This is a genomic window from Streptomyces sp. SCPE 10 (assembly GCF_051980735.1).
GTDB classification, from domain to species: Bacteria; Actinomycetota; Actinomycetes; order Streptomycetales; family Streptomycetaceae; genus Streptomyces; species Streptomyces misionensis.
This window is the reverse complement of sequence record NZ_CP197069.1, coordinates 214,019-238,758: the sequence shown is the minus strand read 5'-3', so window position 1 is coordinate 238,758 and position 24,740 is coordinate 214,019. Positions and strand designations below refer to the sequence as shown.

The following is a 24,740-nucleotide window of genomic DNA, read 5'->3' as shown; positions in this document are numbered from 1 at the left end:
GCCCGGCCGGCTTGCCTCCCGGAGCCGTGACAGCCGCCGCCCCGGCACACCCGGCTGGGCGCCGCCCGGGGCCCGGTCCTGGGGCATGCGGCCGGGTCGTCGGCGCGCATCGACAAGGGAGTGGACGGCGCTCGCCCGGGTGCCGGCGGACATGGACGACGGCTCCGGGAGTGGTGCCTGGCGACCCGTCAGGCACCACCCACGTGTGCTTGAACTGACGTAGCGTCAGCCCTGTCTCCGGTCGATCAACATGCCTATGTGCAGGGCGAGTCGGCGGTATTCGTGACGGCCTGCCAGGCGGGTCGAGGCGGTGGCGTTTTTCTTCTGTGCAACACCTTGACGCCGTACCGGTGAGCGCTAACAATCTCTGGCAAGCAAGGGAGCACGGACAGGACCGCAACGCCGACGGCGGCGTCCGGCGGACGGTGTGGAGAGGTCTGCCCTCCCGCTCCGGCCGTGGCAGCGCGGCTTGTTGGGCAAGAACCGTCCGGTCCGGCCTTCGGCCGGAAAGGGCGTGCTCCGGTGGTGCCCGTACGTCGGCCGCAGGTTCTGGCGGCCGGGACGGGGGCCGACGCGGGCATGTGCCGCTCGGCCGAATGTGAGCGCTAACAGGCCGCAAGGCCTCTTCTGAAGAGGATGTCGAACATGCGTGGTGTGCGGTCCGCCCGGCGGTCGGGCACGAGACGAGGCGCGGGCCTGGCGACGCGGCCGGTGCGCCGGGGAGTTGTCGGGGTCGCCGCCGTGGCGTTGCTGGCGGTCGGAGGATGCAGCAAGAACGGCGCCGGCGACGGCTCCTCACCGGGATCGGGGTCGGGCTCCGGTTCGGGTGCGTCCACTTCCTCGGCCGGGACGGCGATCAAGGGCGACATCACGTTCAACGACGCGAAACTCGCCAAGCTCGACGCCGCCCTCAAGGCCGCCCTCGCCGGCAAGGACCTGTCCAAGCAGGACCTGGCGATGGTGGTGAACGTCGCGACGGACTACTGGAACGCCGGCAAGGTGGGATTCAACAAGGGGCTGTCCTCGCTCGGCGTCAAGGGCACGTACCAGGCGCCCGCCAACGGCCGGCTGGACCAGCAGCTGTCGATCATCCAGACGCTCCGGGGCCAGGGGATCACAGGGCTGAGCGTGTCCGCGATCGACCCGACCGCCATCAAGGCGCCGATCAGCTCGGCGAACAAGGCCGGCATCCCGGTGCTGGCGATCGACTCGCCGCTGCCCAAGGAGGACGGCGCCGCGCTCTACCTGGGCACGCCCAACTACCAGGCCGGGCAGAAGGCCGGCGAGGCGATGAAGCAGGCACTCGGCGGCAAGGGCCAAGTGGTCGTGCTGGTCGGCTCGTTGACCACCTCCAACGCGGTGGAGCGGATCGCCGGATTCGAGGATGCCCTCAAGGGGTCCGGTGTGAAGGTGGTGCAGAAGCTGAGCGACGGAATGGACGCCTCCAAGGCCCTGTCCAACGCGCAGACCGCCATCCAGACCAACCCGAACGTCAACGGGCTGTACGGCGTGTACTCCTACGACGGCCCGTCCGCCGGGCAGGCGGTGAAGGCGGCCGGCAAGGCCGGCAAGGTGAAGATCATCTCGGACGACAGCGACCCGCAGACGCTCAAGTTCATCCAGTCCGGCGTCATCCAGGCGACCGTGCTGCAGCAGCCGTACCAGCAGGGGTACACCGGCGCGTACCTGCTCGCCGCCCTGAAGGTGCTGGGCAAGGACGCCACGATGAAGATCGTCCAGCCCTACCTGGAGTCGGACGGGACGACGCTCAGCTCCGGAGTGGGCCTGGTGACGCAGGCCAACCTCGCGGACTACCAGGCCAAACTGAAGCAGCTGGGCATCGACTGATGGCGGCCGGCAGCGAGACCGCCGCCTCCCTGCGCGGGGTCACCAAGGTGTACGGGCCGGTGAAGGTGCTGGACATTCCCCGCCTGGACCTGGCGCGCGGGCAGATCGTCGCCGTCGTCGGGGAGAACGGGGCCGGAAAGTCCACGCTGATGGGCGTGCTGTCCGGCACCGTCACCCCCAGCACGGGGACCATCGAGGTGGCCGGTCGGCCGCTGGCCCCGGGCCGGCCCGACCACGCCCGCGAACTCGGGGTGGCGCTGGTCGCCCAGGAGTTCCCGCTCGTGGGCCGGCTGAGCGTGGCGGAGAACCTGCTCCTCGGCCGCCGCCCGGCGCAAGCGGCCGACGGGCCGCTCGGCCGGATCGTCGTCGACCGCTCCGCGACCCGGGCGGAGGCCCGGGCACTGCTGGCCGAAGTCGGCATCGACCAGGTGGACGTGGACCGCCCGGTGGAGCGCTACCCGGTACCGGTGCGGCAGATGATCGAGATCGCCAAGGCATGGGGGCACCACCCGGTGGTGCTCATCCTCGACGAGCCCACCTCCTCGCTCGGTCCGGTCGAGGCCGAGCGCGTACTGGACCTGGCCCGGCGGCACGCCGCCGCCGGGGGAGCGGTGCTGTTCATCGGCCACCGCCTGGACGAGGTACGGGCCGTCGCCGACCGTGTCGTCGTGCTGCGCGGCGGCCGGCTGGTGGCCGACCTCTCCCCGGACGAGGCGACCGAGGAGCGGATGATCCGGGAGATGGTCGGCAGCGAGCTGGCCCGGGCCGACCTCGCCCCGCCCTCCTCCGCCGAGCGGGCCCGGATCCTCTCCGTGCGCGGCCTGACGGCGGACGGGCTGGGCCCGGTCGACCTCGACGTACGGGCCGGCGAGATCGTCGGCGTGGCCGGGCTCATGGGATCCGGCCGCAGCCGGCTGCTGCACACCATCATGGGCGCCCAGCCGCGGACCGCGGGCGAGGTCGTCCTCGACGGCGCGGACTTCAGACCCGGCCACCCGGCCGACGCCGTCGCGGCGGGCATCGGGCTGGTGCCCGAGGACCGCAAGGTGCAGTCGCTGCTGCCGGCCCACTCGGTGCGGTGGAACGTCACCCTGGCCACACTGCGCCGGATCAGCCGGAGCGGAGTGCTGCGGCCGCGCACCGACAAGGAGCACGCGGCCCGCATCATCGGGGACCTGGGAGTGCGGCTGCACAGCCACGAACAGCCGATCTCCGACCTGTCCGGCGGCAACCAGCAGAAGGCGATCTTCGGACGCTGGCTGGCCGCCCGGCCGAAGCTGCTGCTGCTCGACGAACCCACCCGCGGCGTGGACGTGGGCGCCAAGGCGGAGATCTACGCCCTGATCGACGAGGCCGCACAGGACGGCCTCGCCGTCCTCGTCGCCTCGTCGGAACTCGAGGAACTGCTGTGGATCTGCCACCGGATCGTGGTGATGGCCCACGGCAGCATCGTCGCCGACCTGCCCCGCGACCGGTTCGGCAAGGAAGTGATCATGACGGCGGCGGCCGGGACGCCCGGCGCGGCCACCCAGGGGAAGGCAAGCACATGAATACCAGTACGGCCGCGGTGCCGGCCTCGGAGGTGGCCGACGACAAGAGGCGCCGGCCGCTCGTCCGGCTGCTGCTGGAGACACCCGAGGTCGGGGTGGTGGCCGCCTGCGTCGTCGTGTTCGTCGCGCTGGCGCTGGACAAGTCGTCCTTCGCGGGCGCGGTCAACCTCCAGGGCATGGGCTTCGACCTGGCGCAGTACGGGCTGATCGCGATCGGCGAGTCGCTGGTGATCCTCACCGGCGGGATCGACCTGTCCGTGGGCGCGCTGCTCGGCACCAGCGTCATCCTGATGTCCTGGTTCAACGTCCGGGCCGGGCTGCCCCCGGTGGTGGCGATCCTGCTGACGCTGCTGATCGCCGGCGTCGTCGGCCTGATCCACGGACTCGCCGTCACCCGGCTGAAGATGGCCCCGTTCGTGGTGACCCTGGTGACCTACACCGTCGCGCAGGGCGTCACCCTGGCCATCACCTCGGGCACGTCGATCACCGGCATCGGCGGCACGTTCAGCGACCTGGGCCAGATGTACGTGGCGCAGGTGCCGCTGCCGCTCATCCTGTTCGTGGTCGTCGCGGTGATCGCCTGGTTCTTCCTGGAACGCACCTACGCCGGCCGCCAGGTCTACGCCGTCGGCGGCAACCCGGAGGCGGCCCGGCTGGCCGGCATCCGCGGCGACCGGCGCATCGTGTCCATGTACGTGACCAGCTCCCTGCTGTCGGCGTTCGCCGGGATCCTCGTGCTCGGCCGGATGGGGGTCGGCTCCGCCAGCGGAGTCGGCGTCGGCTGGGAGCTGTCGGCGATCGCCGCCGCGGTGATCGGCGGCGTCAGCCTGGTCGGCGGGCAGGGCCGGATCCTCGGCATCGTCGCGGGCACCATCCTGCTCGAACTCATCAACAACGGGCTGACGACCCTTCAGATCAACCCCAACTACACCAACATCGTGCTGGGTTGCGTGCTCGGTCTGGCCATCACCGCCGACCGCCTGCGCGCCCGCAGCATCGCCCGCCGCGGCTGAGCCGCCGCCCCGGATCCTCCCCCGGGGCGGCACCGCCGCCGGCACCCCCGCTGCCGCACCGCGCCCGACCCCCCTCCGGCCGAAACACAGCCGACGGCGCCCCGGGCGGCGTCCGGCAGACCCGGGACCGCTCCTCCCTCACCTCCAGAACGTGCCCTCCGACGGCCCCTGACGGCCGCCGGGACGGCACCCCGTGCCCGAGCACCGGCCCGGGACCCCCACATCCCCCTCTGAAGGAGGACATCCGTGTCCGCACCCGCACCGCGCCTGCTGCGCAGGATCAGAAAATGGGCGCTGTCCGCTGCCGCCGCCGGAGCGCTCGTCGCCGGCGTGCTCGTCGGCGGTGCCCAGACCTCCCAAGCCGCCGGATCGCTGCCCTGCGACATCTACGCCTCCGGCGGCACCCCCTGCGTGGCCGCCCACAGCACCACCCGCGCGCTGTACTCCTCGTACAACGGCGCGCTCTACCAGGTCCGCCGCGCGTCCGACAACGCCACCAAGGACATCGGAGTGCTGAGCGCCGGCGGCTACGCCAACGCCGCCGCGCAGGACTCCTTCTGCTCCGGCACCAGCTGCGTCATCACCGTCATCTACGACCAGTCCGGCCGGGGCAACAACCTCACCCAGGCCCCCGGCGGCGGCGCGGCCGGCGGTCCGGACAACCTTGCCAACGCCACCGCGGCCCCGACCACGGTCGCCGGCCACAAGGCGTACGGCGTCTTCGTGGCCCCCGGCACCGGCTACCGCAACGACCACACCTCCGGGATCGCCACCGGTGACCAGGCCGAGGGGATGTACGCCGTCCTGGACGGCACCCACTACAACGGCGGTTGCTGCTTCGACTACGGCAATGCCGAGACCAGCAACAACGACACCGGCAACGGTCACATGGAGGCCATCTACTTCGGCAACATCAAGGTCTGGGGCTACGGCTCGGGCAACGGGCCGTGGGTGATGGCCGACCTGGAGAACGGCCTGTTCTCCGGCGTCAACGCCGGTTACAACGCCAACGATCCCAGCGTCAGCAACCGGTACCAGACCGCCATAGTCAAGGGCGGCCCGAACCAGTGGGCCATCCGCGGCGGCAACGCGGCGTCCGGAAGCCTGTCGACCTACTACAGCGGCCCACGCCCCAACGTCTCGGGCTACAACCCCATGCACAAGGAAGGGGCGATCATCCTGGGCATCGGCGGCGACAACAGCAAGGGCGCGGCGGGAACGTTCTACGAGGGCGTCATGACCTCGGGCTACCCCTCCGACGCCACGGAGAACGCCGTACAGGCCAACATCACTTCGGTCGGCTACGGCAACGGCTCGTCCACCGGATCGGGTTCACTGACCCCCGGCTCGAAGATCTCGCTGCGGGCCACCACCTCGTGCTGCACCAGCGACTACGTCCAGCACGACGCGGCGGACAGCAACGTGGTGATCGCCCCGGTCACCTCGTCCAGCTCCGCCACCGACAAGGGCGACGCCACCTGGGTGGTGCGGGCCGGCCTGTCCAACTCCTCCTGCGTCTCCTTCGAGTCCGCCAACGCCTCGGGCCAGTACCTGCGCCACTCCAACTTCAAACTCCAGCTCAACGCCAACGACGGCACCTCGCAGTTCGCGCAGGACGCCACCTTCTGCCCGCAGACCGGGCACAACGGGCAGGGATACTCGTTCCAGTCCGTCAACTACACCGACAAGTACCTGCGCCACTACAACTACACCGTCTACCTCGCGAGCAACGGCGGCTCCAACGCCTGGGACAGCGCGACGTCCTGGAACGACGACACCAGCTGGGCGGTGGGCTCACCCTGGGCCTGACCCGCACCGCCTGACGTCCGTCGTCCGAGATCCGCAGCACGGGTGCCGCCCGCTCAGGGGCGGCACCCGTGCCGTCTGCCGGACGGCGCCCGCGCCGCGCCGGGAACGGACCGTGGCTCTGCCGCACCAAGACCCTCCACGCCTTCGTCACCGCCGGCTCCGCCCGGCACCCGCTGCGGGACGTGTGAGCCGGGCCGGCCGGTCAGGCGCTGCTCCGCCTTTCCCGGGAGGCCCCTGCGAAGCGCGCGCTTCATCGTGCCGGGACGGGTACCCGGGCCTGGCCGGACCCACCACCGCTCGCCGGACTCGGCACACGCAGGAGGCTCGTATGAACGCTCCATCCCCCTCGGCCACGTCGGCACGCCGCTCGGGCGCTCGTGGCATCGATTCGAGGCTGCTCGGCATCTATCTCAACGACCATCTGGCCGGTGCCACCGCAGGCACGCTGCGGGCCGGTCACCTGGCCCGCACCAGCCGCGGTTCCGCGCTCGGCCGGGCCGTCGGTCCCGTGGCCATGGAGATCGCGCAGGACCGGGCGGCCCTGCTGGGCATCATGCGGGACCTGGGCGTCCCCGTCCGCCGTTACAAGGTCTGCGCGGGCTGGGCGGGCGAGAGACTCGGACGGCTGAAGGGCAACGGCCGCCTGATCCGGCGCTCGCCGCTCACCACCGTGCTGGAGCTGGAGGCGCTGCGCCTCGGCGTGGAGGGCAAGGCGGCCGGATGGCAGACCCTGCGCCGCCTCTCCGCCGTCGACCAGCGTCTTGATCCGGCCCGGCTTGACACGCTGCTTGAGCGGGCCCGGCGCCAGCAGAACACGCTGGAGGAGTGGCGCATACGTGAGGCCGAGACGGTCCTCGGCGCCATGCAGAACCAGACAGGCGGAGCGTAGGGCGGGGCGGAAAGCCGCCGTGCCCGGCCGGCGGCCGGGACGAGACCGGCTGCCCCGGACGACACGCCACGGCGCCGATCCCAGGTCGGCGCCGGACAGCACTCGCCGGACCGGGCCGGGGCAGCCCGCCCCGCCCGCTGCGGGCTGTCCCGGTGCCGCCGCCGCCCCCGACCGCTGGGGCGGACATCGCCCCGGCCGCCGTACCCGACCACACGATGCGCATCCTGCGCAACGTCGGCCTCGACCAGGTCTTCACCGTCCAACCCGACAGCCCGGCCACCGACCTGCCCTGACCGCCGGGAGCCCGACGGCCCGTACCCGAAGGGGACTTGTGCGCCCCTCGCAGGCATGACCCGGCGGTGACGGGCAACCAGAAGGAAACCGAAGGGTAAAGACAAAGCCAACACGACGGTTTGGGAGACACCGATGGCGTCCTACAGCCGAACAGGCATGCACAAGACGAGCCGGACGAGCGGACTGGCGATCGCGGGACTGGTCTGCGGCATCCTCGGTATCTTCCTCCTGCCGATCGTCCTGGGGCCGCTGGCCATCGTCTTCGGCGCAGTGGCGCTGCGTCAGAGCGGTTCCCTGATGGCGAAGTGGGACATCGGCCTCGGAGTGCTCGACATCGTTCTCATGATCCTGACGTTCGTCGTCGCCGCCAACAACGGCGGCAGCTTCTCCTGGCACATCGGCTGATCCGCGGGACGGGGTCACCGCCGTGGCACGGCGCCCTCGGTGAGGACGTCCAGCAGCCGGCCGTGCAACTGCGTGGACCCGACCAGGATGCCGTCGGCGCCGGCGGCCCAGGGCTTGCCGTTCAGATCGGTGACGACGGCGCCCGCCTCCTGGGCGATCAGCACGCCCGCCAGCAGATTGGTGTCGTCGCGGCCGTACTGCCAGAACGCGTCGAGGCGGCCGGCGGCGGCGTCGGCGATCTGCCAGGAGGTGGGTCCCAGGTTGCGCACGGCGCCGACGTGGGGGAGTACGGCGGTGAGGGAGCGGCCCGCCTCGTGTGCCGCCTCGGGCTGTCGGGCGATGAGCGGGGGCTGGCTGGTGGCGACGATCGTGGCCGCCGTGTCGATCTTGACCGAAGGGCGGACGGGGCGGCCGTCCCGCGTGCCGCCGAGGCCGTGGGCGGCCAGATAGGTCTCGCCGAACAGCGGTGCGTGCAGCACGGCGGCCACGGGCCTGCCGTCACGGACGAGAGTCAGGCTGACGCAGAACTGCGGCAGCCCCTGCATGAACTGCACTGCCCCGTCGACCACGTCGACGCACCACACCTCGCCGTCTGCGGGCAGCGCGGCCAGGCTGTCCAGTTCCTCCGTCCAGTCCACGTGGGGGCGAAGGGCCGCCAGCCGGTCGCGCAGCACCGCCACGACCGGCGCCTCCAGTTCCCGCCAGGCCCGGGCGTAGCCGTCGAAGGTGGCCGCCGTCACGGGGCGCGGCAGAGTCCGGAGCAACTCTCCGGCCTCGCGCGCGGCGGCCTCCATACCGGTCAGCAGGTTCTCGTACGTCGTCATGGTGAACTCCCGGGGGCGGAACGAATGGGAACGCTTCGATCCTCGCCCCGGGCCGCCGACCATCCGCCCTCAGAGCCGCGAACATGAGCGATACTGCCAATCGTGACCGATGGAATGGCGGATCAGGTCCTCGACGAGCGGGACCAGCGGCTTGTCGCGGCGCTGCAGTGTGACGGGCGGCTGTCCGCGCGGCGGGCCGGGGCGGTGCTGGGCATGAGCCCGCGCACGGTGCACCGGCGGTGGCAGGCGTTGACGGCCGAGGGCGTCTGCCGGGTCATCGCGCTGCCTGAACGCCCCGACGCCGTGGGCGCGCTGCTGCTGCGGATCCGTGCCCTCGGCGGCAGGCTCGACGCCCTCACCGCCGCGCTGGTGGCCCGACCGGACATCCCGTTCGTCGACCTGTCGGCCTCCGGAGACGAGATCCTCGCCGTCTCCTGGACCCGGCCCGGCACCCGCGATCACCTGGTCTTCCGCGAACTGCCGGCCACCCGGGCCGTCACCTCGGTCACCGCCGACACCATCCTGCACGCGTTCGCCGAGGCCTCGGACTGGCGCCACGACGTGCTCACCGAGGCCGAACGCACCGCCCTGACCCCGGTCACGACAGCCGGTCACGGAACATCGGACGACATCGACCGGGACATCATGGCCGTACTGGAATCCGACGCACGGGCCCCGGCCGCCGCCGTGGCCGCGCACACCGGGCACCCCGAGTCCACCGTGCGCCGTCGCATCGCCCGCCTCGCCGCAACGGGACGGCTCCGCACACACGTCGTGGTCGATCCGAGGCGCCTCGGACTGACCATCGACGCCAATGTGATGATGCGGGTGGCGCCCGACCGGCTCGACGCGGCCGGACGGACGCTGGCCGGGCACCCGGCCGTGCACGGTGCCTTCGCCACCACCGGCGTCGCCAACCTGCACGCCGCCGTCTGGGTGCCCGACCTGGCGCACCTCTACCAGTTCATCACCCGCGACCTGGGCAGCCTCGGCGTCGATGCCGTCGAGACCGTCATCATCGGGCAGGCGGTCAAGCGACCGGGCAGACCCGTCGCGGCCCGAACCCCCGGGAAGTGACAACACCCTTGGTGAGGCGGCGCATCCGCGCCCGGACGCACGCCGGCCGGGTGCGGCCGCCCTCTTGGCCACCAGACGCCCCACATGGCGGGGGCGCCTGGCGGGGCCGGTTCAGAAGGTGCCCGCGTTGAGCGCTTTCTGGAGTTGGGTGGTGGTGTTCGCCTCCCAGGTGGCCTCGCAGCCGACGCCGAGGTGCTTGTTGAGGGCGATGACGGTGGCGGGCCCGGTGATGCCGTCGGCGGTGACCTTCAGGTAGGTCTGCAGCGCCTTGACCGTCAGCGGCCCGAACGCGCCGTCCACGTCCAAGTCCGCGCCCGCCTTGGCGTCGAGGGCACGCTGCAGGGCGGCACAGGTGGCCGGCCCGAACTCGCCGTCCACCTGGAGCGGGCCGGTGGCCGCGGCGACGAGGGCCCTGGGCTTGACGACGCCCGGCTTCCCGGCGAGTGCCGCTTTCATCACGGCGGCGGTGTGCGGCCCGTACTCACCGTCGACGGTCAGGTTGTGCTTGGCCTGGAAGGTGCGCAGCGCTCTGTCGGTCGCGGTGCCGAACCGCCCGTCGACGGTGAGGCCGGCCTTCTGGACGGTGTTGAGGTTCTTCTGCAGGGTCTTCACGGCGTTGCCGGTGGAGCCCTTGCGCAGGATGCCGTCGTGGGGCGGCATCGGGGCGGCGCCGTCGTAGGCGGGGCGCCCGTAGCCGACCACGCAGGCGCGACCGCGGACCCGGCGGCGGAAGGCGTCGGAGGTGTTGCCCTCCAGGGTGGTGATGGTCCCGTTGGAGTGGACCGCCTCGACCAGGCCGACGTGGTCGATGCCGCCGATGGAGCGGCCTCCGGAGAAGTCGAAGAAGACGACGTCGCCGGGGCGGATGCCGCCCAGGCCGTAGTGCCAGCGTCCGTGTGCCTGGAAGGCGCGGGCGTGGGCGGTGGTCAGGGCGAACTTGCCCATCACCGCGGCGAGGTTGCCGGAGTGGGCGGCCTCGTAGCTGATGGACATGTCACACCAGGGGCCGGAGAAGCCGTACCAGGTGGTGACGGCGTTGTGGTTCGAGCCGGGCGGGTGCTCCGTGGTGCCGAGCAGCTTGCGGGCGGCGGCGATCATTCCCTGTGCGGTTCCCATGGTGGTTCTCAGAGCTCCATGTCGTCGGGGAGGGCGTCGAGGTCGGAGGTGACCTCGTGGTCGGGGTCCTGGCTGACGCCGGTCTGGTCGGGGTCGACATCGAAGATGCCGGCACCGCCCTCCGGGTACGGCGGGGTCTGCTCGCTCTCGCTCATGAGGCTCCTCCTGGTGTGGGGTGTGGGTGCGCCGTCCGTTCGGCGCCTGGCATCGACCGTGGCAGCGAGGGACTGTGGAGAAGCTGAAGGATCCTGAAGCGCCGCCCTCGACTCCCGCCATCCGAGCGGTTCTTCAGGTTGGCCACAGGCCGGCTCCTCCATGCTGGAGTCATGCGCGTACTGGTGGTTGAGGACGACCGGCGGATGGCGGAGCTGCTGCGGCGCGGCCTGGTCGGTGAGGGATGGGCGGTGGACGTCGCGCACGACGGGCCGTCAGGACTGGACCGTGCGGGCGAGAACCCGTACGACGCGATCGTGCTGGACGTGATGCTGCCCGGGCTGAACGGATACGCCGTGTGCGGTCGGTTGCGCGAGGCGGGCATCTGGGTGCCGGTGCTGATGCTGACCGCGATGGACGGGGAGTACGACGAGGCGGAGGGCCTGGATGTCGGCGCGGACGACTACGTGACCAAGCCGTTCTCGTTCGTGACGCTCCTGGCCCGGCTGCGGGCGCTGATGCGGCGCGGACAGCCGCAACGCCCGACCGTGCTGCGCATCGGGGACCTCGAAGTGGATCCCGCGGCCCGGCACTGCCGTCGCGGCACGGTGCCGGTGGCGCTGACGGCGCGGGAGTTCTCGGTCCTGGAGTACCTGGCGCGGCGCGGCGGCCAAACGGTCACGAAGACGGAGATCCTGGAGCACGTCTGGGACGACCGCTTCGACGGAGACGTCAACGTGGTGGAGGTCCACGTCAGCGCCCTGCGCCGCAAGATCGACACCCCGTTCGGACTGCGGTCCATCCGCACCGTCCGGGGAACCGGCTACCGGCTCGAAGTCCCGTCGGAGACGCCATGCTGAGAATGCGTCGCACACCACCAACAGAGCCCGGCCCGCGCCCGGCCGGGGTGCGGCTGCGGCTGACCCTGGCTGTGTCCGCTCTCGCCGCCTTCCTGCTGACCCTGGCCGCCGTCGCCTCCGCCGTCGCCGTACGCGACTCGCTGCTGGCCTCGGCGTTCCAGCGGGTCACCGACGGCACCGGCGCCATGGCGACCGAATCGCCCGTGTGCGAAACCGGTTTCGACGACGCGTGCGTCGAATCCCCCCGCGCCCGGCACACCGACTCGTACACCGGTCAGGACGACACCATCCCGCACCTGCGAGGCGAACACCTCTCTCTGCGGCCGTGGACGGACCCGCACGACACCACGCCCGTCGAACTGATCCGGGCCGATGGGACATCCGAGTCGTTGACGAGGGAGGACTCCGATCCCCTCATGGACGGCTGGACGGACCAGCAGCGGCTGAACACCACCACGTGGTGGCTGGCCGGCGGCACGCTGGGCCTCACCCTGGTGATCGCCGGCGGGACATGGCTGGTCGTCGGCCGGGTCCTGAGGCCGGTGGACGGCATCCGGACGCAGTTCGCCGCACTGAGCCTGAGCCGCCTCGACCAGCGCATACCGGAACCGCGCGGCGGCAGGGAGTTCACGCAGCTGGTGGCGACGATGAACAGCGCCCTGGACCGCCTGGACGCGGCGGCCGCCCGGCAGCGGCAGTTCACCTCCGACGTGGCCCATGAACTGCGCACCCCGCTCGCCTGCCTGCGGGCCGAACTCGAACTCGCGCTCACCGGCTCCGGGACCGCGGACTGGCCCAGCGCCGCCCGTGATGCCCTCCAGGACACTCTCCACGTGCAGGACATCACCACGAACCTGCTGCTCCTGGCCCGCCTCGACGCCCAGGCCGCACAGTCGAAAACCCTTCTGACCAAGCATGTCGATCTGTCCGACCTGATCCGCGGCGCCGTCGCTCGCCGTGGCGCACCCGACCATCTGAGCCTCGTCGTCACCACACCCGACGGACCCGTGCCCGTGACCGGCCACCCAGGCCTGATCACCCGCGTCCTGGAGAATCTCCTCGACAATGCCGAACGGCACGCGGCCACCACCATCACCGTCACGCTCACCGCGGACCACGACCACCGGCAGGCCGTACTCGACGTGGCCAACGACGGCTCGCCCATCCCGCCGGAACACCAGGAAACGATCTTCGAGCGCTTCAGCCGGCTCGATGACGCGCGTACACGGGACGCCGGGGGCACCGGTCTCGGCCTGGCCATCGCCCGCCGCATCACCACGCTCCACCACGGCACCCTCGCACTCGCCCCCGGCCAAGAGGGCCGCGTCGGCGCCCGGTTCACCGTACGGCTCCCCCTCACCCATGCCGACACCCAGCCGCTGGTCACCGAACTCCTGCACGCCTGGGACCAGCCCGACGACATTCCCGAACTCTTCACCCACCACGCCGCGCACCAGCCCCTCGAAGACGTCGTGCCCGACCTGGCCCGCGCCCTCCTCACCGCCGGACGCGACCGCCACCTCCACGCACTGCTCCGCCACGTGGCACGACAGGCACCCGCCTGGGAGGTCGCCGGCCTCGCCGACGTCCTCCGGGACGAAGGGATGCCTGCCGTCGCCGACGGACTGCTCGCCGCCCGCACGGCACGGCGCAGGCCCAGGCCGGTGAAACCGCGACGGCGCTGCGGTGACGGGAGGGCGTAGAAACGCCGTTCAGTACCATGCCCGCATGATCAGCGGGGACGAGGAGCGGGAACTGCTCGGGGAACGGGATCTTCCCGACTGGCGGGTGCTCGTCGTCGGGGGCGCGTCGGGGATGGGGAAGACCGGTGCCGGCCGGGCATTGGCGCGGCGGTACGGCATCCCCGTCGTGGAGGTCGACGACATCGTCGAGGCCCTCCTCGCGGTGACCCTGCCCGAGCATCTGCCGGAGGTCCACTTCTGGCGCACTCACCCCGAAGCCGCCCGCCAGGAGCCCGCGTCGGTGGTCGAGCGGCAGATCGCGATCGCCCGGGCGCTGGCGCCGGCGATCGACGCGGTGATCGCCAACCACGTGGACACCGACACCCCGGTGATCCTGGAAGGCGACTACGTCCTGCCCGTACCGGCGACGCCGGGAGATCGGGTCCGTGCCGTCTTCCTCCACGAAGACGACGAGGCACAGGTGACGGCCAACTACCTGCGCCGGGAGCCGGAGGCCGGACCGCAGCGCCATCGCGCACGGGTCAGCGTGCTGTACGACCGGTGGCTCGCCGCGCGGGCACGGGCAGCCGGCGTGCCGGTCGTCGCTCCGCGCCCGTGGGAAGACCTGGCCGGCCGGGTCGCCGAGGCGGCGGCGCTCCTGCCCCCGTCATTGGCGCTCGACGCCTGTACGAACTGAAACACCGCACGCCACCGGCACACCGCTCACCGGGAGTCACGCGGTGAACGGCGTGCCGCCTGATGCGGAGAGGGCAGGATTCGAACCTGCGTGGACCCCCGAAAGGATCCGACCCCGAGACGTGCTCGCCGGTCCCCGATCAACCACTCCGGGCACCTCTCCTCGCTCCCGACCCCTCTGCTGCCCGGGGTCGTTCACGTGAAAGAGAGTGACACGGGCCCCTGACACGGCACTGACATGTCGAAGACCGGGTCGCGGGGCCGTCGACGGACGGGAGTGCCAGGGTCAGGGCGGTGCTTCCTCCGACACCTCCAGCGCCACCAGGGGCGGCACGGGTACCGGCAGCAGCGGCGGTACGGCGAAGAAGGCCGCCGCCCGGACCGGGACCGCGGCGTCCATCCGATGGCCCCAATGAGTGGGCCCAGGCGTTTCGTCTCGCGGACTTCCGTCAACACAGTGGCCATGAGTGGCAACCTGCCTCCCCGTCCGAGCGGACCGGCCTGCCGGGCCGAGCGGGCGCACACGGTGGTGGCGGAGCCACGGCTCGGCGCCGGTCCGGAAGCCGTGGCGGTGGACCCCGCTGCGCGCCGCGCCTATGTGGCCTGTTCCCGCGACAACGCGGTCGTCGCCGTGGACCTCGACCGCCGCGTTCCGGTGTGGCGGGCCGACGTGGGAAGAGAACCGATCCCCGTCGTGCTGGATCTGCCGAGCCGGCGGCTGTTCACGGCCGACGCCCGCTCCGACACCGTCACCGTCCTCGACGCCGACACTGCCGCACGTGTCGCGCAGATTCCCGTCGGGAAGGACGCCTATCCGGCGGGGCTGGGACACGACCCGGAACGCCGCCGGATCTTCTGCGGCAACACCGCGGCCGGCACGATCACGGCCATCGACGCCGACCGCCTGGCGGTGATCGGTACGATCCCCGCCGAGCTGGGAGCGGGAAGCATCGCCGTGGATGGCCGGCGGGGGCGCGGGTACTGCGCCAACTTCATGTCCGCCTCACTGACCGTGTTCGACACGGAGACCCTGCGCCCACTGGAGCGGATCGCCGTCGGCGAAGGTCCGTGCAAGGTCGTCGTCAACCCCGTGGCCGACCAGCTCTACGTGGCCGGTTCCCTGCACGGCACCGTGCAGCGGCTGTCCCTCGCGACGGGACGCCCACTGGACGAAGTCAGGGTGGAGCGGGCTCCCGTCGGCATGTGCGTGGCACCGGACGGAAGCCGGTTCTACGTCTGCAACCGGGGAGCGGGGACCGTCAGTGCCATCGATGCCGTGGGCGGAACGGAAACGCACCGCATCACCGTCGGCAACGGCCCCGGCGACTGCCAGATCGACGCCGCCTCGGGGCGGCTGCTGGTCTCGAACGCCGGAAGCGGCACGCTCACCATGGTGGACCGGCCGTGGCTGCCCGGCGCCGAGCGGCCGCCCACCCACGCCGCGGTCGGCAGGAAGCTCCCCGAGTTCGCCCTGCCGGACGCCCGCACCGGCGAGGTGCGTACGACGAGGGAATGGGCGGAGAAGAGATACCTGATCAACTTCTTCGCCAGCTGGTGAGGCCCCTGCAACGCGGAGGCGCCGGTCATCGAGGAACTGCGCCTGCGTACCGCCCGGTCCGGGCTGGACTTCATCCATGTCAACGTGTGGGAGACGCGCCAAGCGCGCGCCGAGGCCCTCGCCTTCGCCGACGTGTGGAACATCGCGGGACCGATCCTGCTGGACGAGACCGGCGACTACGCCGCCGCGCTCGGCATCACCGGGGTTCCCACGAACGTCCTGGTCGACGCGCGGGGAATCGTGCGGGCGGTCGGTGCGGTGACCCCCGCCGAACTGGAACAGGCCGTTCGCGCGTTGCTGTCGGAGTGACACCACGCCTCAGGTGCCGCCGAGGCCGAGACGAGGCCGAGACGAGACGAGACGAGACCGCGACCGAGGCTGTGGCTCAGGCCGGGGCCGGGGCCGGGGCCGGGAGCGGCGAGGGAGGTCTGTGATGCCCCGACCGACCAGACGTGGCGCCCCTCCCGCGGCCCGCGCCGACCGGCGTACGAGCCCTGCGCGGCCCGCGACGGCTCGGCAGGGATCCGGGCTGCTGCGCCACCCCGCCTGGGGGATGGCGGGCGGTGCCCTGTGCGTGTCCGCATCCGCGGTGCTGCTGGGACTCGCCCGGACCGATCCCGGGACGGCGTCGTTCTACCGTTGTGTTCTGGCTCTGCCCGCGCTGGTGGTGCTGGCGCTGCCCGAGCGTCGCCGGCAGGGCCCGCCGTCTCGCGGACAGTACGGTCTCGCGCTGCTCGCGGGCGCCGCGTTCGCCTGGGACATGCTGCTGTGGACACAGGCGATCGCCGAGGTCGGCGCGGGCCTGTCCACCGTGCTGGTCAATGTGCAGGTGGTGCTGGTTCCCCTGCTGGCCTGGGCGGTCGACCGGGAGCCGGTGCCGCGTTCCTTCCTGCTCTGGGTGCCGGTGATCCTCCTGGGCGTCGTGCTGACCGGAGGAGTCGTCGAGGGCGGCGCGTCCGGCAGCGATCCGCGGGCGGGCACGATCCACGCGGTGCTGGCGGCCGTGTGCTATTCGGTGTTCCTGTTCCTGCTGCGACGCGGTGGCCACGGCGGGCTCGTCCGGCAGCGCTACGTTCTGGTGATCGCCTGCGCGGCGCTCGTGTCGCTGCCGGCCGGCCGGTTCTCCTACGGACTGGATCTCACGCCCGGCTGGAAGGTCATGGGCTGGCTGCTGGCGGTGGCGGTCTCCAGCCAGGTGGTGGGATGGCTGCTGGTCGCCTCGACCTCACCGATGCTGAGCAGCCACGTCGGGGCCGTGCTGCTGCTCTTGACACCGGTGGGAGCGGTCGCGCTCGGCGCGGTCGTACTGGGCGAACGGCCCACCGTGCTGCAACTGGCCGGCTGTGTCCTGATCCTGGTCAGCGCCTACTGCGCAGCCGCCCGAGAGATCCGCCCGCGCGGCCGACCGGTCCGCCCGGGCAGCGCGGACGGAAGCGCCTCGGGGTGCGAGGAGACATCAGACTAGCTGGATCCTGGCCGGCGGATCACGTGAGTCCAGTTGCCCTCGGGGCCCTGCACGGTGGTGGCGTACAGCCCCATGTCCGGGACCGTGGGATCGATGATCGACTCCGGAACCCCGGCGCCGGCCGGCAGCTCTGCCCTGGGTACTCACATCGCCGCCCGGTAGGCACGCCACGTGGCGTGCCCGCCCGGCGCAGGCTCGGGCACGTGGCCCAGGGCCTCGGCCCGGAAACGGTGTGAGCGCCCGTGGGTGTCACATCACGGCATCGGTGCGCAGTGGGCCGGCGGTGATGTGGATCGTGCGGATCCTCCCGCTGTCGTCGAGGCGGTACAGGTGCATGAACGGGGCCCGTACGGTGATGTCCGGGTCGGTCTTCTTCGCCATGGTGGCCTCTCCGCGCAGGAACAGGACCCCGTCGGGGGCCACCCAGCACTCCAGGACGGTGTGATCGATGTGCAGTGGCTCGTCGATCTTGACGAAGAACGCTTTGATGGCCTCGGCGCCCACCACGTGGGCGGTGCCGAAGAACATCTCGGTGTCGTCGGTCGTCCGGGCGAAGCCCTCGCCGAAATCGAGGGTGTCGATCTCGCGCATGAGCTGCCGGACCCATGCCGGCACGGAAGCGGGAGCGGCCTGCTGCGTCATCTTTGTTCTCCTTGCCGGCGTCCGTGTGGTCCTCTGCCGTCCTCGTCGTCGCATCAGGCGGCAGGGCAGGCTTCGAGGAAGGCGTCGATCGTCGCGTTGACCTCGGCCGGGTTCTCCCGCGCGGCCAAGTGGCCGGTGTGCGGTAGCACGCGGAAGGTGCTGCCCGCGATGGCGTCGGCCATCCTCCGCACCGCGTGCACGGGGAACTGGCTGTCCTCCTCCCCGGCGACGATCAGGACCGGGATGTCGGCGGGGATGGTCGCCAGCAGCCGGTGCTCGTCCCTGCGCCCGATGAGAATGCTGCGAAGCGCCCATGCCACGGACTTGGGATCGTTGTCCAGTACGACGTCGATGAACGCCAGGAACTCGGGGTTCTCGGCCTCGGCGGTCGGGCCGGCGAACGCCGACCGTGCGGCCCTGGCGGCCAGTTGTGGCATGCGGGCGTGCACCCCGAGGTAGGCGGCCAGCCCGGTCGCCCAGACGCTCTCGAACGTCGTGGGCAGCGAGGCCGTGCAGTTGATGCCGACGGCAGCGGCGGTGCGCTCGGTGTGGTACGCCGGGAAGACCCCGGCCAGCATGCCGCCCCAACTGTTGCCCACCAGGACGCACTTGTCGATGTCGAGCGCGTCCAGGACCTCGACCAGCGCATCGGCGCATTGCTTGAGGTCGATGATCCGCCGCAGTGCGTCGGACCTGCCGTGTCCGGGGCTGTCGACGAGCACCACGCGGTGGGTGGCGGCGAAGTGCTCGTACTGGAACCGCCACATGGTGCCGTCCATCATCAGGCTGGGCCAGAAAACCATGGCCGGGCCATCGGCCCGACCGCCCACCCGCACGTTCATCAGGCCGAGGGATGTCGGTATCAGCTTCTCGGTGACGTCGTTGAGCCAGTCCGTCCGTGACATGGTCACTCCTTGCCCGAGGTTCGAGTAGAGCCGTCGCCAGTAGCATACTGCAAGTAGTAGCGAATACTGACTACTTGGCGCCGGCTTCTGTGGCTGCTCCCTCCGTGCTCGCCGACTCCTTCTCCGGAAGTGGGTACAAATCGGCGGCTCCGATGGGCTGGTGGCAGTGGCTGCAGGAGAGATAGGGCTCTGTCCTGTATCCGCAGGAGGTGTGCAGCAGGGCCCGTGGCATGGCCGCCTCGTCGTCGGCATGACTCTCCGCCCAGTGGGTGACCGCCACGACGGCCGGTACGACCAACTCCCTTGCGCCTTCGGTCAGTCGGTACTCGTACCAGGGCTTGTCCGCCCGATACGCGTGCTTCTCCAGCAGGCCCAGCTCGGTGAGGTGGTTCAGCCGCGCCGTGAGCATCGTCGCCGAAATGCCCAGCTCGCGCTTGAGCTCGCCGAACCGGTGGACCCCGAAGAAGACCTCGCGCAGGATCTGGTAGTTCCAGCGCTCGGAGATCGCCGCCAGAAACGCTTGCCCGTGCTGGAAGGTGACCGGTCGTGCCTTGTCCGTCACAGGGACTCCTCGTGGTTTGCATGCAAAACTAGTAGCAATATGATACCAGTGAGTGTGGGTGGCTTCACCTCGTGCCGGATCCATACGTCGCGCTCGACGTCCAGCGGGGCCTGGCGGGTCGCCCGCTCCCCTCACGGCCGCCCGCGACCAGCATGACCACCCCCAACAGCGAACAACCTCGGGAAGTCGGGTGTGGGCCGGGGATGCCCTCATGGCTGGGACTGTCGGGGCCCCGAGTGCCCACGACGACTCGCGCACATACTCCCTGCGTATGACCTCTCGCTCGATTCGATCGACCCAACGCTTGAATCGAGCGCTCAGATCCGGCATCGTGCTTGAAACAATTGCGATGCCTGCGGTTCGCGTAGGCGGGAGAGGTGTTTCATGGACGAGATCGACCGGGCCATCCTGCGGGAGCTGCAGGTCGACGGCCGGATCCCGTACGCCGACCTGGGGCCGAAGGTCGGGTTGTCACCCTCGGCCGCGAGGCTCCGGCTGCAGCGGCTGATCGACACCAAGGCGGTCCAGGTCGTCGGGGTGACCGACCCGATGACCATGGGCCAGCAGGCGATGGCGCTGCTCGGCCTGCGCGTCGACGGTGATCCCCGGGCGGTCGCCGACGAGCTGTCCCGGCACGACGAAGTCGTGTACACGGTGCTGACGGCCGGCGGCTTCGACCTGTTCGTGGAGGTGGTGTGCGGACAGCCCCGGGAGCTACTGGACTTCATCAACGACGTCGTGCGGCCCGTCGAGGGGGTCACGACGGTGGAGAACTTCCCCTACTTCGGCATCCACACGCACCGTTTCCTGTGGCACGTCGACTGAGACACCCGAGCACCAGCCCTGCCCGCCCGCACCAGCCGAGGAACCCCGCATGCTGCCCGACGAGTACCGCACGCTCGACTTCTTCGCCGAGGACGCCCTTCCCGTACCCCGCGTGACACCGGCCGCGGCGGAGCGCATCGCTGCCGAACACCTCGGCATCACGGCCCGCGCGCACGCGCTGGGCAGCCAGCAGGACGCCAACTTCCTGCTCCACGACGAGGACGGGACACCCGAGGCGGTTCTCAAGATCGCCAACCCCGCCTTCGGCGCCACGGAGATCGACGCCCAGGACGCGGCGGCCGACCTGGTCGCCTCCGCCTGCCCGGCACTGCGCATCGCCACCGTACTGCGCCGCCCCGACGGCTCCCCGCGACGCACGACGGTGGACACCGAGAACGGTCCGGCCGTCGCGCGCCTGCTCCGCCACCTGCCCGGCGGCACGCTCTCCGGACCTCGGCACCTGCCGCCGAGCACGGTGGCGGCCATGGGCACGATCGCCGCGGAGGTCAGCACCGCCCTGCGCGGCTTCCGACACCCGGGTCTCGACCGCGTGCTCCAGTGGGACCCGCAGCACGCCGACCGCGTCGTCGCAAAGCTCGCCGGGCACATCGACGAGCCCGACCGGCGTACCGCGGTCCAGGAGGCGACCGCCGAGGCCTGGGCGCGCGTCCAGGAGGTCGCCGCCGCACTGCCGTCGCAGGCCGTGCATCTGGACCTCACCGACGACAATCTGATCCGCCGTCCCGGCAGCCGCCCGCCCATGCCGGACGGGGTCATCGACTTCGGTGACGTGACCGAGAGCTGGGCGGTCGGCGAACTCGCCGTGACCCTGTCCTCGCTGCTCCACCATGACGGGACCGAGCCCCACCACCTGCTGCCGGCCGTCCGCGCCTTCCACACCGTTCGGCCACTCTCCCCGGAGGAGGCGGAGGCGTTGTGGCCGCTGGTGGTCCTGCGCGCCGCCGTCCTGGTGGTCAGCGGACGGCAGCAGGCCGCCGTCGACGAGGACAACACCTACGCCGAGGCCGCGCTCGACCGCGAGTGGCGCATATTCGAACAGGCCACCCGGCTGCCCCTGCCGGTGATGACCGGCCTCGTCAGGGACGCGACCGGCACGGCCGACGCGCCTGCCGCGACCGCGCGGGCCGACACCCCGGTGCGCCCTCTCCTGCGAGGGATCGCCGGCGACGGCATCCGCCTCCTCGATCTGTCCACCGACGCCGACCGCATGGACCACGGATCCTGGATGGACGCCGGTACCGAGGACCGGCTGGCGGCCTCCGCGCTCACGGACGGCGCGGCCGCGGTCGCCACCCGGTACGCCCGTGCGCGGCTCACGCGGACGCGGGTACTGTCGGTGGCGTCGACCGCCACGGTGCCCACCGGGATCGACCTCTGGCTCGGCCGGGACACGGTGGTCCAGGCGCCCGCCACGGGCAGGGTCCTCGCCGCGGCACCGGACCGGATGGAACTCACGTACGGCGCGCGGGTGCTGTCACTGTCCTTCGCCCGGGAGGGCCGGCCCGTGGTGGGCGCCGGGTCGACGGTGCAGCCGGGCGAGGACATCGCCCACCTCGGCTCCGGCGCCGTGGTCCACGTCGCGCTGCGCGAGGCCGACGGCCCCGCCGTCCCGCGCCTGGTCCGGCCCGAGTACGCGCCCGGCTGGCTCGCGCTCACCGCCGACCCCGCGCCCCTCCTCGGCCTGCCGGCCGGCTCCGACCGTACGCGCGACGGTGACCTCCTCGCCCGGCGCGCCGCCGCGTTCGCCACCGTGCAGGGGCACTACTACGCCGACCCGCCCCGCATCGAGCGGGGTTGGCGCCACCATCTGCTGTCCACCGAGGGCCGCGCGTACCTGGACATCGTCAACAACGTCACCCCGCTGGGCCATGCCCACCCCCGGGTGGAGCAGGCGGTTTCCCGGCAGTTGCGGCGGCTCAACACCAACTCGCGTTTCCACTACGCCTCCGTGGTGGAGTTCACCGAACGCCTCACCGACCTGCTGCCCGAGCCCCTGGACACGGTGTTCCTCGTCAACTCCGGTTCCGAAGCGGTGGACCTGGGTCTGCGGCTGGCCATCGGCGCCTCCGGCCGGCACGACGTCGTCGCACTGCGCGAGGCGTACCACGGTTGGACATACGCCTCCGACGCCGTCTCCACCTCGCTCCAGGACAACCCCAACGCGCTTGACACACGCCCGAGTTGGGTTCACACGGTGGACTCGCCCAACTCCTACCGGGGCCGGCACCGCGGGACGGACGCCGTGCGCTACGGACCCGAGGCCGCCGCCGTGATCGACGAACTGGCTGCTTCCGGCCGCCCGGCGGGGGCGTTCATCGGCGAGACCTTCTACGGCAACGCCGGCGGCGTCGCCCTTCCCGACGGCTACCTCGCCGAGGTGTACGCGGCGGTGCGCCGCCACGGCGGCCTTGCCATCGCCGACGAGGTGCAGGTCGGCTACGGCCGCCTGGGGCACTGGTTCTGGGGCTTCGAGCAGCAAGGTGTCCTGCCCGACATCGTCTGCGTCGCCAAGGCCATGGGCAACGGCCACCCCCTCGGGGCCGTCATCACCTCCAAGGACGTCGCCGACCGCTACCGCGAGCAGGGCTATTTCTTCTCGTCCACCGGCGGCAGCCCGGTCTCCAGCATCGTCGGCCTCACCGTCCTGGACACCCTGCGCGACGAGGACCTCCAGGGCAACGCGGTCCGCGTCGGAGGCCAGCTGAAACGGCGGTTGGAGGCGCTGGCCGACCGCTACGGGATCGTCGGCGCCGTCCACGGCTCGGGCCTCTACCTGGGCCTCGAACTCGTCCGGGACCGCACCACCCTGGAGCCCGCCACCGAGGAGACCGCGGAACTCTGCGACCGCATGCTCGACCTCGGCATCGTCGTCCAGCCCACCGGCGACCACCTCAACATCCTCAAGATCAAGCCGCCGCTGTGCATCGACTCCACCGCCGCGGACTTCTTCGCCGACACGCTCGACCTGGCCCTCACCCAACTCGGCCACGGCCGGAACGGGTGACAGCCGGCGCGGGATTCTCGGCGCGCGTGCCCGGCCTCGGCCTCCGAACCCGCCGTCCGGGGAGCGAAGAAGACGGAGCGGGGCCGGAGTCGGGAACCGGGCCGCCGTGTCAGCGCTGCCGCTCCCACTGCTCCTTGGTGATCTCGTACCGTACGCCGCCCTGTTCGGAGCCCTCGACCGTCTCCATGTCGGGGGGAGTGGGGATGGTGTCCGCGAACGCCATGTCGAGCTTCTGCATGACGTTGCGCGAACCGCGGTTCACGGACATCGTCTCGGCCCAGACCATGCGGACTCCGAGCTCCGTGAACGCCTTGGCCAGCAGGGCCCGTGAGCCCTCGGTGGCATAGCCCCTGCCCCAGGCCGCCCGTCGCAGCCGGTAGCCGAGTTCGACCTCGTCCAGCGGGCCCCCCGGCTCGGGGCGCAGGATGAACCAGCCTATGAACGCGCCGCCGTCCTTCTCGTGCGCGGCGAACAGTCCGAGGTCGCCGCCCCACTTCTCGTAGCCGGCGAGGATGTTCGGCAGATGGCGCTCGCGGACGATTTCCGGCGGGGTGGGACTGCCGCCGCTCAGAAAGCGCATCACCGCCGGGTCGCTGTCCAGCTCGATCAGCAGGTCCGCGTCATCGGCGGTGAAGCGGCGCAGGATGAGACGCTCGGTCTCCAGATAGGTGTCCACGAGCCGATCATGCCTGGCGCGAGCCGAGCGACCCAACGGTTTTCCGGCGCCTGCGGCGCTCCCACGCGGTCTACGACGTCGACCGGATCGCGGAGATGTCGAACTGCAGCCGGACCTTCTCGCTCACCATCGCGCCGCCCGCCTTGAGACGCTGGTTGTACACCAGACCCCACTCGGTGCGGTCGATGGTGGTCGTGCCGTCGAAGCCGGCTCGCTCGAAGCCGAACGGATCCACGACGGAGCCGAGGTAGTCGAGTTGCAGGTCGACGGGCCGGGTGATGTCGCGGATGGTCAGGTCCCCGGTCATGCGGAAGGTCTCTCCGCCCTCGTGGACGGTCGAGGTGCTGCGGAAGGTCATCTCCGGGAACCGGCGCGCGTCGAAGAAGTCGGCGCCGACGATGTGCGCGTCCCTCTGCTCCACGCCCGTGTCGACGCTGGCGACCCGGATGACGAGTTCGGCCCGCGACTCGGAGGGCTGGGCTCCGTCGAAGTACAACGCGCTGTCGTAATCGGTGAAAGCACCCCGGACCGTCGTGACCATGGCGTGCCGTACGGAGAATCCGATGTGGCTGTGCGGGCGGTCGATGGTCCATCGCCCGGTCAGGGCCCGAAGCGCCGGGTCGAGCGCGACACCTCGGGACGTGGCCTCCGCGACGGAGGCGCCGGTGCCGGCAGCCGAGGGCGGCTCGCTGACTGCGGTCTGGCGTCGGCCGAAGATACCCATGATCGTGAGCCCTTTCCCATCTGATTGCTCTGTGCTGTCAAGATGTCGCCGGGGCGCTGCCCCGATCGGTGACCCGGCCTGAGGTGAATGCGGTCGACGGTGAAGCCACTACGCGGTGCGGAGGTGCGCCGCGGGACGGGCT

The 24,740-nt window shown here is 71.3% G+C and carries 24 protein-coding genes, 1 tRNA gene and 1 pseudogene; 16 read left to right on the top strand and 10 right to left on the bottom strand.

The features are described 5' to 3' along the window. Positions 1 to 741 precede the first annotated feature (741 nt). From ACSP97_RS01075 to ACSP97_RS01045, 7 genes are all read left to right on the top strand, one after another. Positions 742 to 1,848 carry a substrate-binding domain-containing protein gene (locus ACSP97_RS01075; RefSeq protein WP_355147421.1) on the top strand — a complete coding sequence of 369 codons (1,107 nt, stop codon included), beginning with the start codon at positions 742 to 744 and terminating at the stop codon, positions 1,846 to 1,848. Beyond that, a complete protein-coding gene (locus ACSP97_RS01070) occupies positions 1,848 to 3,398 on the top strand; it encodes a sugar ABC transporter ATP-binding protein (protein ID WP_440556086.1) in 1,551 nt (516 codons plus the stop codon). Before ACSP97_RS01075 ends, ACSP97_RS01070 begins: the two co-directional genes overlap by 1 nt. Continuing rightward, positions 3,395 to 4,411 (top strand): ABC transporter permease, encoded by a 1,017-nt coding sequence (locus ACSP97_RS01065; protein ID WP_355147425.1) that lies wholly within the window; start codon positions 3,395 to 3,397, stop codon positions 4,409 to 4,411. Before ACSP97_RS01070 ends, ACSP97_RS01065 begins: the two co-directional genes overlap by 4 nt. A 246-nt stretch (positions 4,412 to 4,657) precedes the next feature. Beyond that, positions 4,658 to 6,220, top strand: a complete 1,563-nt coding sequence (locus tag ACSP97_RS01060; RefSeq protein WP_355147427.1) for an alpha-L-arabinofuranosidase B — start codon at positions 4,658 to 4,660, stop codon at positions 6,218 to 6,220. A gap of 328 nt (positions 6,221 to 6,548) precedes the next feature. After that, the gene (locus ACSP97_RS01055) at positions 6,549 to 7,109 is read left to right on the top strand and encodes a hypothetical protein (protein WP_355526307.1); all 561 of its coding nucleotides are present in this window, start codon (positions 6,549 to 6,551) and stop codon (positions 7,107 to 7,109) included. 152 nt (positions 7,110 to 7,261) lie between these two features. After that, entirely contained in the window at positions 7,262 to 7,402 is a 141-nt protein-coding gene (locus tag ACSP97_RS01050; protein WP_355526304.1) for a hypothetical protein, read from the top strand. 133 nt (positions 7,403 to 7,535) lie between these two features. Then, the gene (locus tag ACSP97_RS01045) at positions 7,536 to 7,808 is read left to right on the top strand and encodes a DUF4190 domain-containing protein (RefSeq protein WP_355147435.1); all 273 of its coding nucleotides are present in this window, start codon (positions 7,536 to 7,538) and stop codon (positions 7,806 to 7,808) included. Positions 7,809 to 7,822: 14 nt separating this feature from the next. Here the strand turns inward: ACSP97_RS01045 and ACSP97_RS01040 are convergent, their stop codons facing one another. Beyond that, positions 7,823 to 8,632 carry an inositol monophosphatase family protein gene (locus ACSP97_RS01040; RefSeq protein ID WP_440556085.1) on the bottom strand — a complete coding sequence of 270 codons (810 nt, stop codon included), beginning with the start codon at positions 8,630 to 8,632 and terminating at the stop codon, positions 7,823 to 7,825. A 102-nt stretch (positions 8,633 to 8,734) separates the two neighbouring features. On the opposite strand from ACSP97_RS01040, the gene ACSP97_RS01035 reads away from it, so the two are divergent. Next, positions 8,735 to 9,709 (top strand): Lrp/AsnC family transcriptional regulator, encoded by a 975-nt coding sequence (locus ACSP97_RS01035; protein ID WP_355147439.1) that lies wholly within the window; start codon positions 8,735 to 8,737, stop codon positions 9,707 to 9,709. Between the two features lie 111 nt (positions 9,710 to 9,820). Here the strand turns inward: ACSP97_RS01035 and ACSP97_RS01030 are convergent, their stop codons facing one another. Together ACSP97_RS01030 and ACSP97_RS01025 are read right to left on the bottom strand one after the other, a co-directional pair. Then, positions 9,821 to 10,825: a peptidoglycan-binding protein gene (locus ACSP97_RS01030; RefSeq protein WP_440556084.1), complete on the bottom strand. Its 1,005-nt coding sequence runs from the start codon at positions 10,823 to 10,825 to the stop codon at positions 9,821 to 9,823. Positions 10,826 to 10,833: 8 nt separating this feature from the next. After that, a complete protein-coding gene (locus tag ACSP97_RS01025; RefSeq protein ID WP_235451523.1) occupies positions 10,834 to 10,980 on the bottom strand; it encodes a hypothetical protein in 147 nt (48 codons plus the stop codon). A gap of 171 nt (positions 10,981 to 11,151) precedes the next feature. On the opposite strand from ACSP97_RS01025, the gene ACSP97_RS01020 reads away from it, so the two are divergent. The 3 genes from ACSP97_RS01020 to ACSP97_RS01010 are packed head-to-tail and all read left to right on the top strand — an operon-like array spanning position 11,152 to position 14,217. Then, positions 11,152 to 11,838 carry a response regulator transcription factor gene (locus ACSP97_RS01020; RefSeq protein WP_355327805.1) on the top strand — a complete coding sequence of 229 codons (687 nt, stop codon included), beginning with the start codon at positions 11,152 to 11,154 and terminating at the stop codon, positions 11,836 to 11,838. Further along, positions 11,832 to 13,541, top strand: coding sequence for a sensor histidine kinase (locus ACSP97_RS01015; RefSeq protein WP_440556083.1), 1,710 nt, complete (start codon positions 11,832 to 11,834; stop codon positions 13,539 to 13,541). The genes ACSP97_RS01020 and ACSP97_RS01015 overlap by 7 nt, the downstream gene beginning before the upstream one ends. Before the next feature lie 25 nt (positions 13,542 to 13,566). Then, a complete protein-coding gene (locus ACSP97_RS01010; RefSeq protein ID WP_440556082.1) occupies positions 13,567 to 14,217 on the top strand; it encodes a hypothetical protein in 651 nt (216 codons plus the stop codon). A 65-nt stretch (positions 14,218 to 14,282) separates the two neighbouring features. Here the strand turns inward: ACSP97_RS01010 and ACSP97_RS01005 are convergent. Then, a tRNA-OTHER gene (locus ACSP97_RS01005) sits at positions 14,283 to 14,379 on the bottom strand. A gap of 300 nt (positions 14,380 to 14,679) precedes the next feature. Between ACSP97_RS01005 and ACSP97_RS01000 the strand changes: the two genes are divergently transcribed. From ACSP97_RS01000 to ACSP97_RS00990, 3 genes are all read left to right on the top strand, one after another. Next, positions 14,680 to 15,774, top strand: a complete 1,095-nt coding sequence (locus ACSP97_RS01000) for a YVTN family beta-propeller repeat protein (protein WP_440556081.1) — start codon at positions 14,680 to 14,682, stop codon at positions 15,772 to 15,774. A 27-nt stretch (positions 15,775 to 15,801) separates the two neighbouring features. Further along, on the top strand, positions 15,802 to 16,083 hold the full coding sequence (locus ACSP97_RS00995) for a TlpA family protein disulfide reductase (protein WP_440558534.1): 282 nt from the start codon (positions 15,802 to 15,804) through the stop codon (positions 16,081 to 16,083). Positions 16,084 to 16,348: 265 nt separating this feature from the next. After that, entirely contained in the window at positions 16,349 to 17,239 is an 891-nt protein-coding gene (locus ACSP97_RS00990) for a DMT family transporter (protein ID WP_440556080.1), read from the top strand. Between the two features lie 146 nt (positions 17,240 to 17,385). Here ACSP97_RS00990 and ACSP97_RS00985 read toward each other — a convergent pair. From ACSP97_RS00985 to ACSP97_RS00970, 4 genes and pseudogenes are all read right to left on the bottom strand, one after another. Then, positions 17,386 to 17,451 (bottom strand): annotated as a pseudogene (locus ACSP97_RS00985) (VOC family protein); the annotation flags it as partial. Positions 17,452 to 17,488: 37 nt separating this feature from the next. Next, positions 17,489 to 17,881, bottom strand: a complete 393-nt coding sequence (locus ACSP97_RS00980; RefSeq protein WP_355147451.1) for a nuclear transport factor 2 family protein — start codon at positions 17,879 to 17,881, stop codon at positions 17,489 to 17,491. A 53-nt stretch (positions 17,882 to 17,934) separates the two neighbouring features. Beyond that, positions 17,935 to 18,786, bottom strand: coding sequence for an alpha/beta fold hydrolase (locus ACSP97_RS00975; RefSeq protein WP_358275069.1), 852 nt, complete (start codon positions 18,784 to 18,786; stop codon positions 17,935 to 17,937). 70 nt (positions 18,787 to 18,856) lie between these two features. Beyond that, positions 18,857 to 19,348, bottom strand: coding sequence for a winged helix-turn-helix transcriptional regulator (locus ACSP97_RS00970; RefSeq protein WP_440556079.1), 492 nt, complete (start codon positions 19,346 to 19,348; stop codon positions 18,857 to 18,859). 384 nt (positions 19,349 to 19,732) lie between these two features. Between ACSP97_RS00970 and ACSP97_RS00965 the strand changes: the two genes are divergently transcribed. Beyond that, positions 19,733 to 20,173 carry an Lrp/AsnC family transcriptional regulator gene (locus tag ACSP97_RS00965; protein WP_180333000.1) on the top strand — a complete coding sequence of 147 codons (441 nt, stop codon included), beginning with the start codon at positions 19,733 to 19,735 and terminating at the stop codon, positions 20,171 to 20,173. Between the two features lie 49 nt (positions 20,174 to 20,222). Further along, complete coding sequence (locus tag ACSP97_RS00960; protein WP_440556078.1) at positions 20,223 to 23,198, top strand: aminotransferase; 2,976 nt, start codon at positions 20,223 to 20,225, stop codon at positions 23,196 to 23,198. 109 nt (positions 23,199 to 23,307) lie between these two features. Here the strand turns inward: ACSP97_RS00960 and ACSP97_RS00955 are convergent, their stop codons facing one another. After that, positions 23,308 to 23,874, bottom strand: coding sequence for a GNAT family N-acetyltransferase (locus tag ACSP97_RS00955; RefSeq protein WP_440556077.1), 567 nt, complete (start codon positions 23,872 to 23,874; stop codon positions 23,308 to 23,310). A gap of 70 nt (positions 23,875 to 23,944) precedes the next feature. Further along, the gene (locus tag ACSP97_RS00950) at positions 23,945 to 24,598 is read right to left on the bottom strand and encodes a YceI family protein (RefSeq protein ID WP_355147461.1); all 654 of its coding nucleotides are present in this window, start codon (positions 24,596 to 24,598) and stop codon (positions 23,945 to 23,947) included. Positions 24,599 to 24,740 lie beyond the last annotated feature (142 nt).

Coding starts and splice junctions, on each gene's coding strand:
- ACSP97_RS01025 (WP_235451523.1), bottom strand. CDS start 10,980: ATGAGCGAGAGCGAGCAGACCCCGCCGTACCCGGAGGGCGGTGCCGGC.
- ACSP97_RS01065 (WP_355147425.1), top strand. CDS start 3,395: ATGAATACCAGTACGGCCGCGGTGCCGGCCTCGGAGGTGGCCGACGAC.
- ACSP97_RS01045 (WP_355147435.1), top strand. CDS start 7,536: ATGGCGTCCTACAGCCGAACAGGCATGCACAAGACGAGCCGGACGAGC.
- ACSP97_RS00960 (WP_440556078.1), top strand. CDS start 20,223: ATGCTGCCCGACGAGTACCGCACGCTCGACTTCTTCGCCGAGGACGCC.
- ACSP97_RS00965 (WP_180333000.1), top strand. CDS start 19,733: ATGGACGAGATCGACCGGGCCATCCTGCGGGAGCTGCAGGTCGACGGC.
- ACSP97_RS01055 (WP_355526307.1), top strand. CDS start 6,549: ATGAACGCTCCATCCCCCTCGGCCACGTCGGCACGCCGCTCGGGCGCT.
- ACSP97_RS01020 (WP_355327805.1), top strand. CDS start 11,152: ATGCGCGTACTGGTGGTTGAGGACGACCGGCGGATGGCGGAGCTGCTG.
- ACSP97_RS01070 (WP_440556086.1), top strand. CDS start 1,848: ATGGCGGCCGGCAGCGAGACCGCCGCCTCCCTGCGCGGGGTCACCAAG.
- ACSP97_RS01030 (WP_440556084.1), bottom strand. CDS start 10,825: ATGGGAACCGCACAGGGAATGATCGCCGCCGCCCGCAAGCTGCTCGGC.
- ACSP97_RS01010 (WP_440556082.1), top strand. CDS start 13,567: ATGATCAGCGGGGACGAGGAGCGGGAACTGCTCGGGGAACGGGATCTT.
- ACSP97_RS01040 (WP_440556085.1), bottom strand. CDS start 8,632: ATGACGACGTACGAGAACCTGCTGACCGGTATGGAGGCCGCCGCGCGC.
- ACSP97_RS00975 (WP_358275069.1), bottom strand. CDS start 18,786: ATGTCACGGACGGACTGGCTCAACGACGTCACCGAGAAGCTGATACCG.
- ACSP97_RS01015 (WP_440556083.1), top strand. CDS start 11,832: ATGCTGAGAATGCGTCGCACACCACCAACAGAGCCCGGCCCGCGCCCG.
- ACSP97_RS00980 (WP_355147451.1), bottom strand. CDS start 17,881: ATGACGCAGCAGGCCGCTCCCGCTTCCGTGCCGGCATGGGTCCGGCAG.
- ACSP97_RS00950 (WP_355147461.1), bottom strand. CDS start 24,598: ATGGGTATCTTCGGCCGACGCCAGACCGCAGTCAGCGAGCCGCCCTCG.
- ACSP97_RS01000 (WP_440556081.1), top strand. CDS start 14,680: ATGAGTGGCAACCTGCCTCCCCGTCCGAGCGGACCGGCCTGCCGGGCC.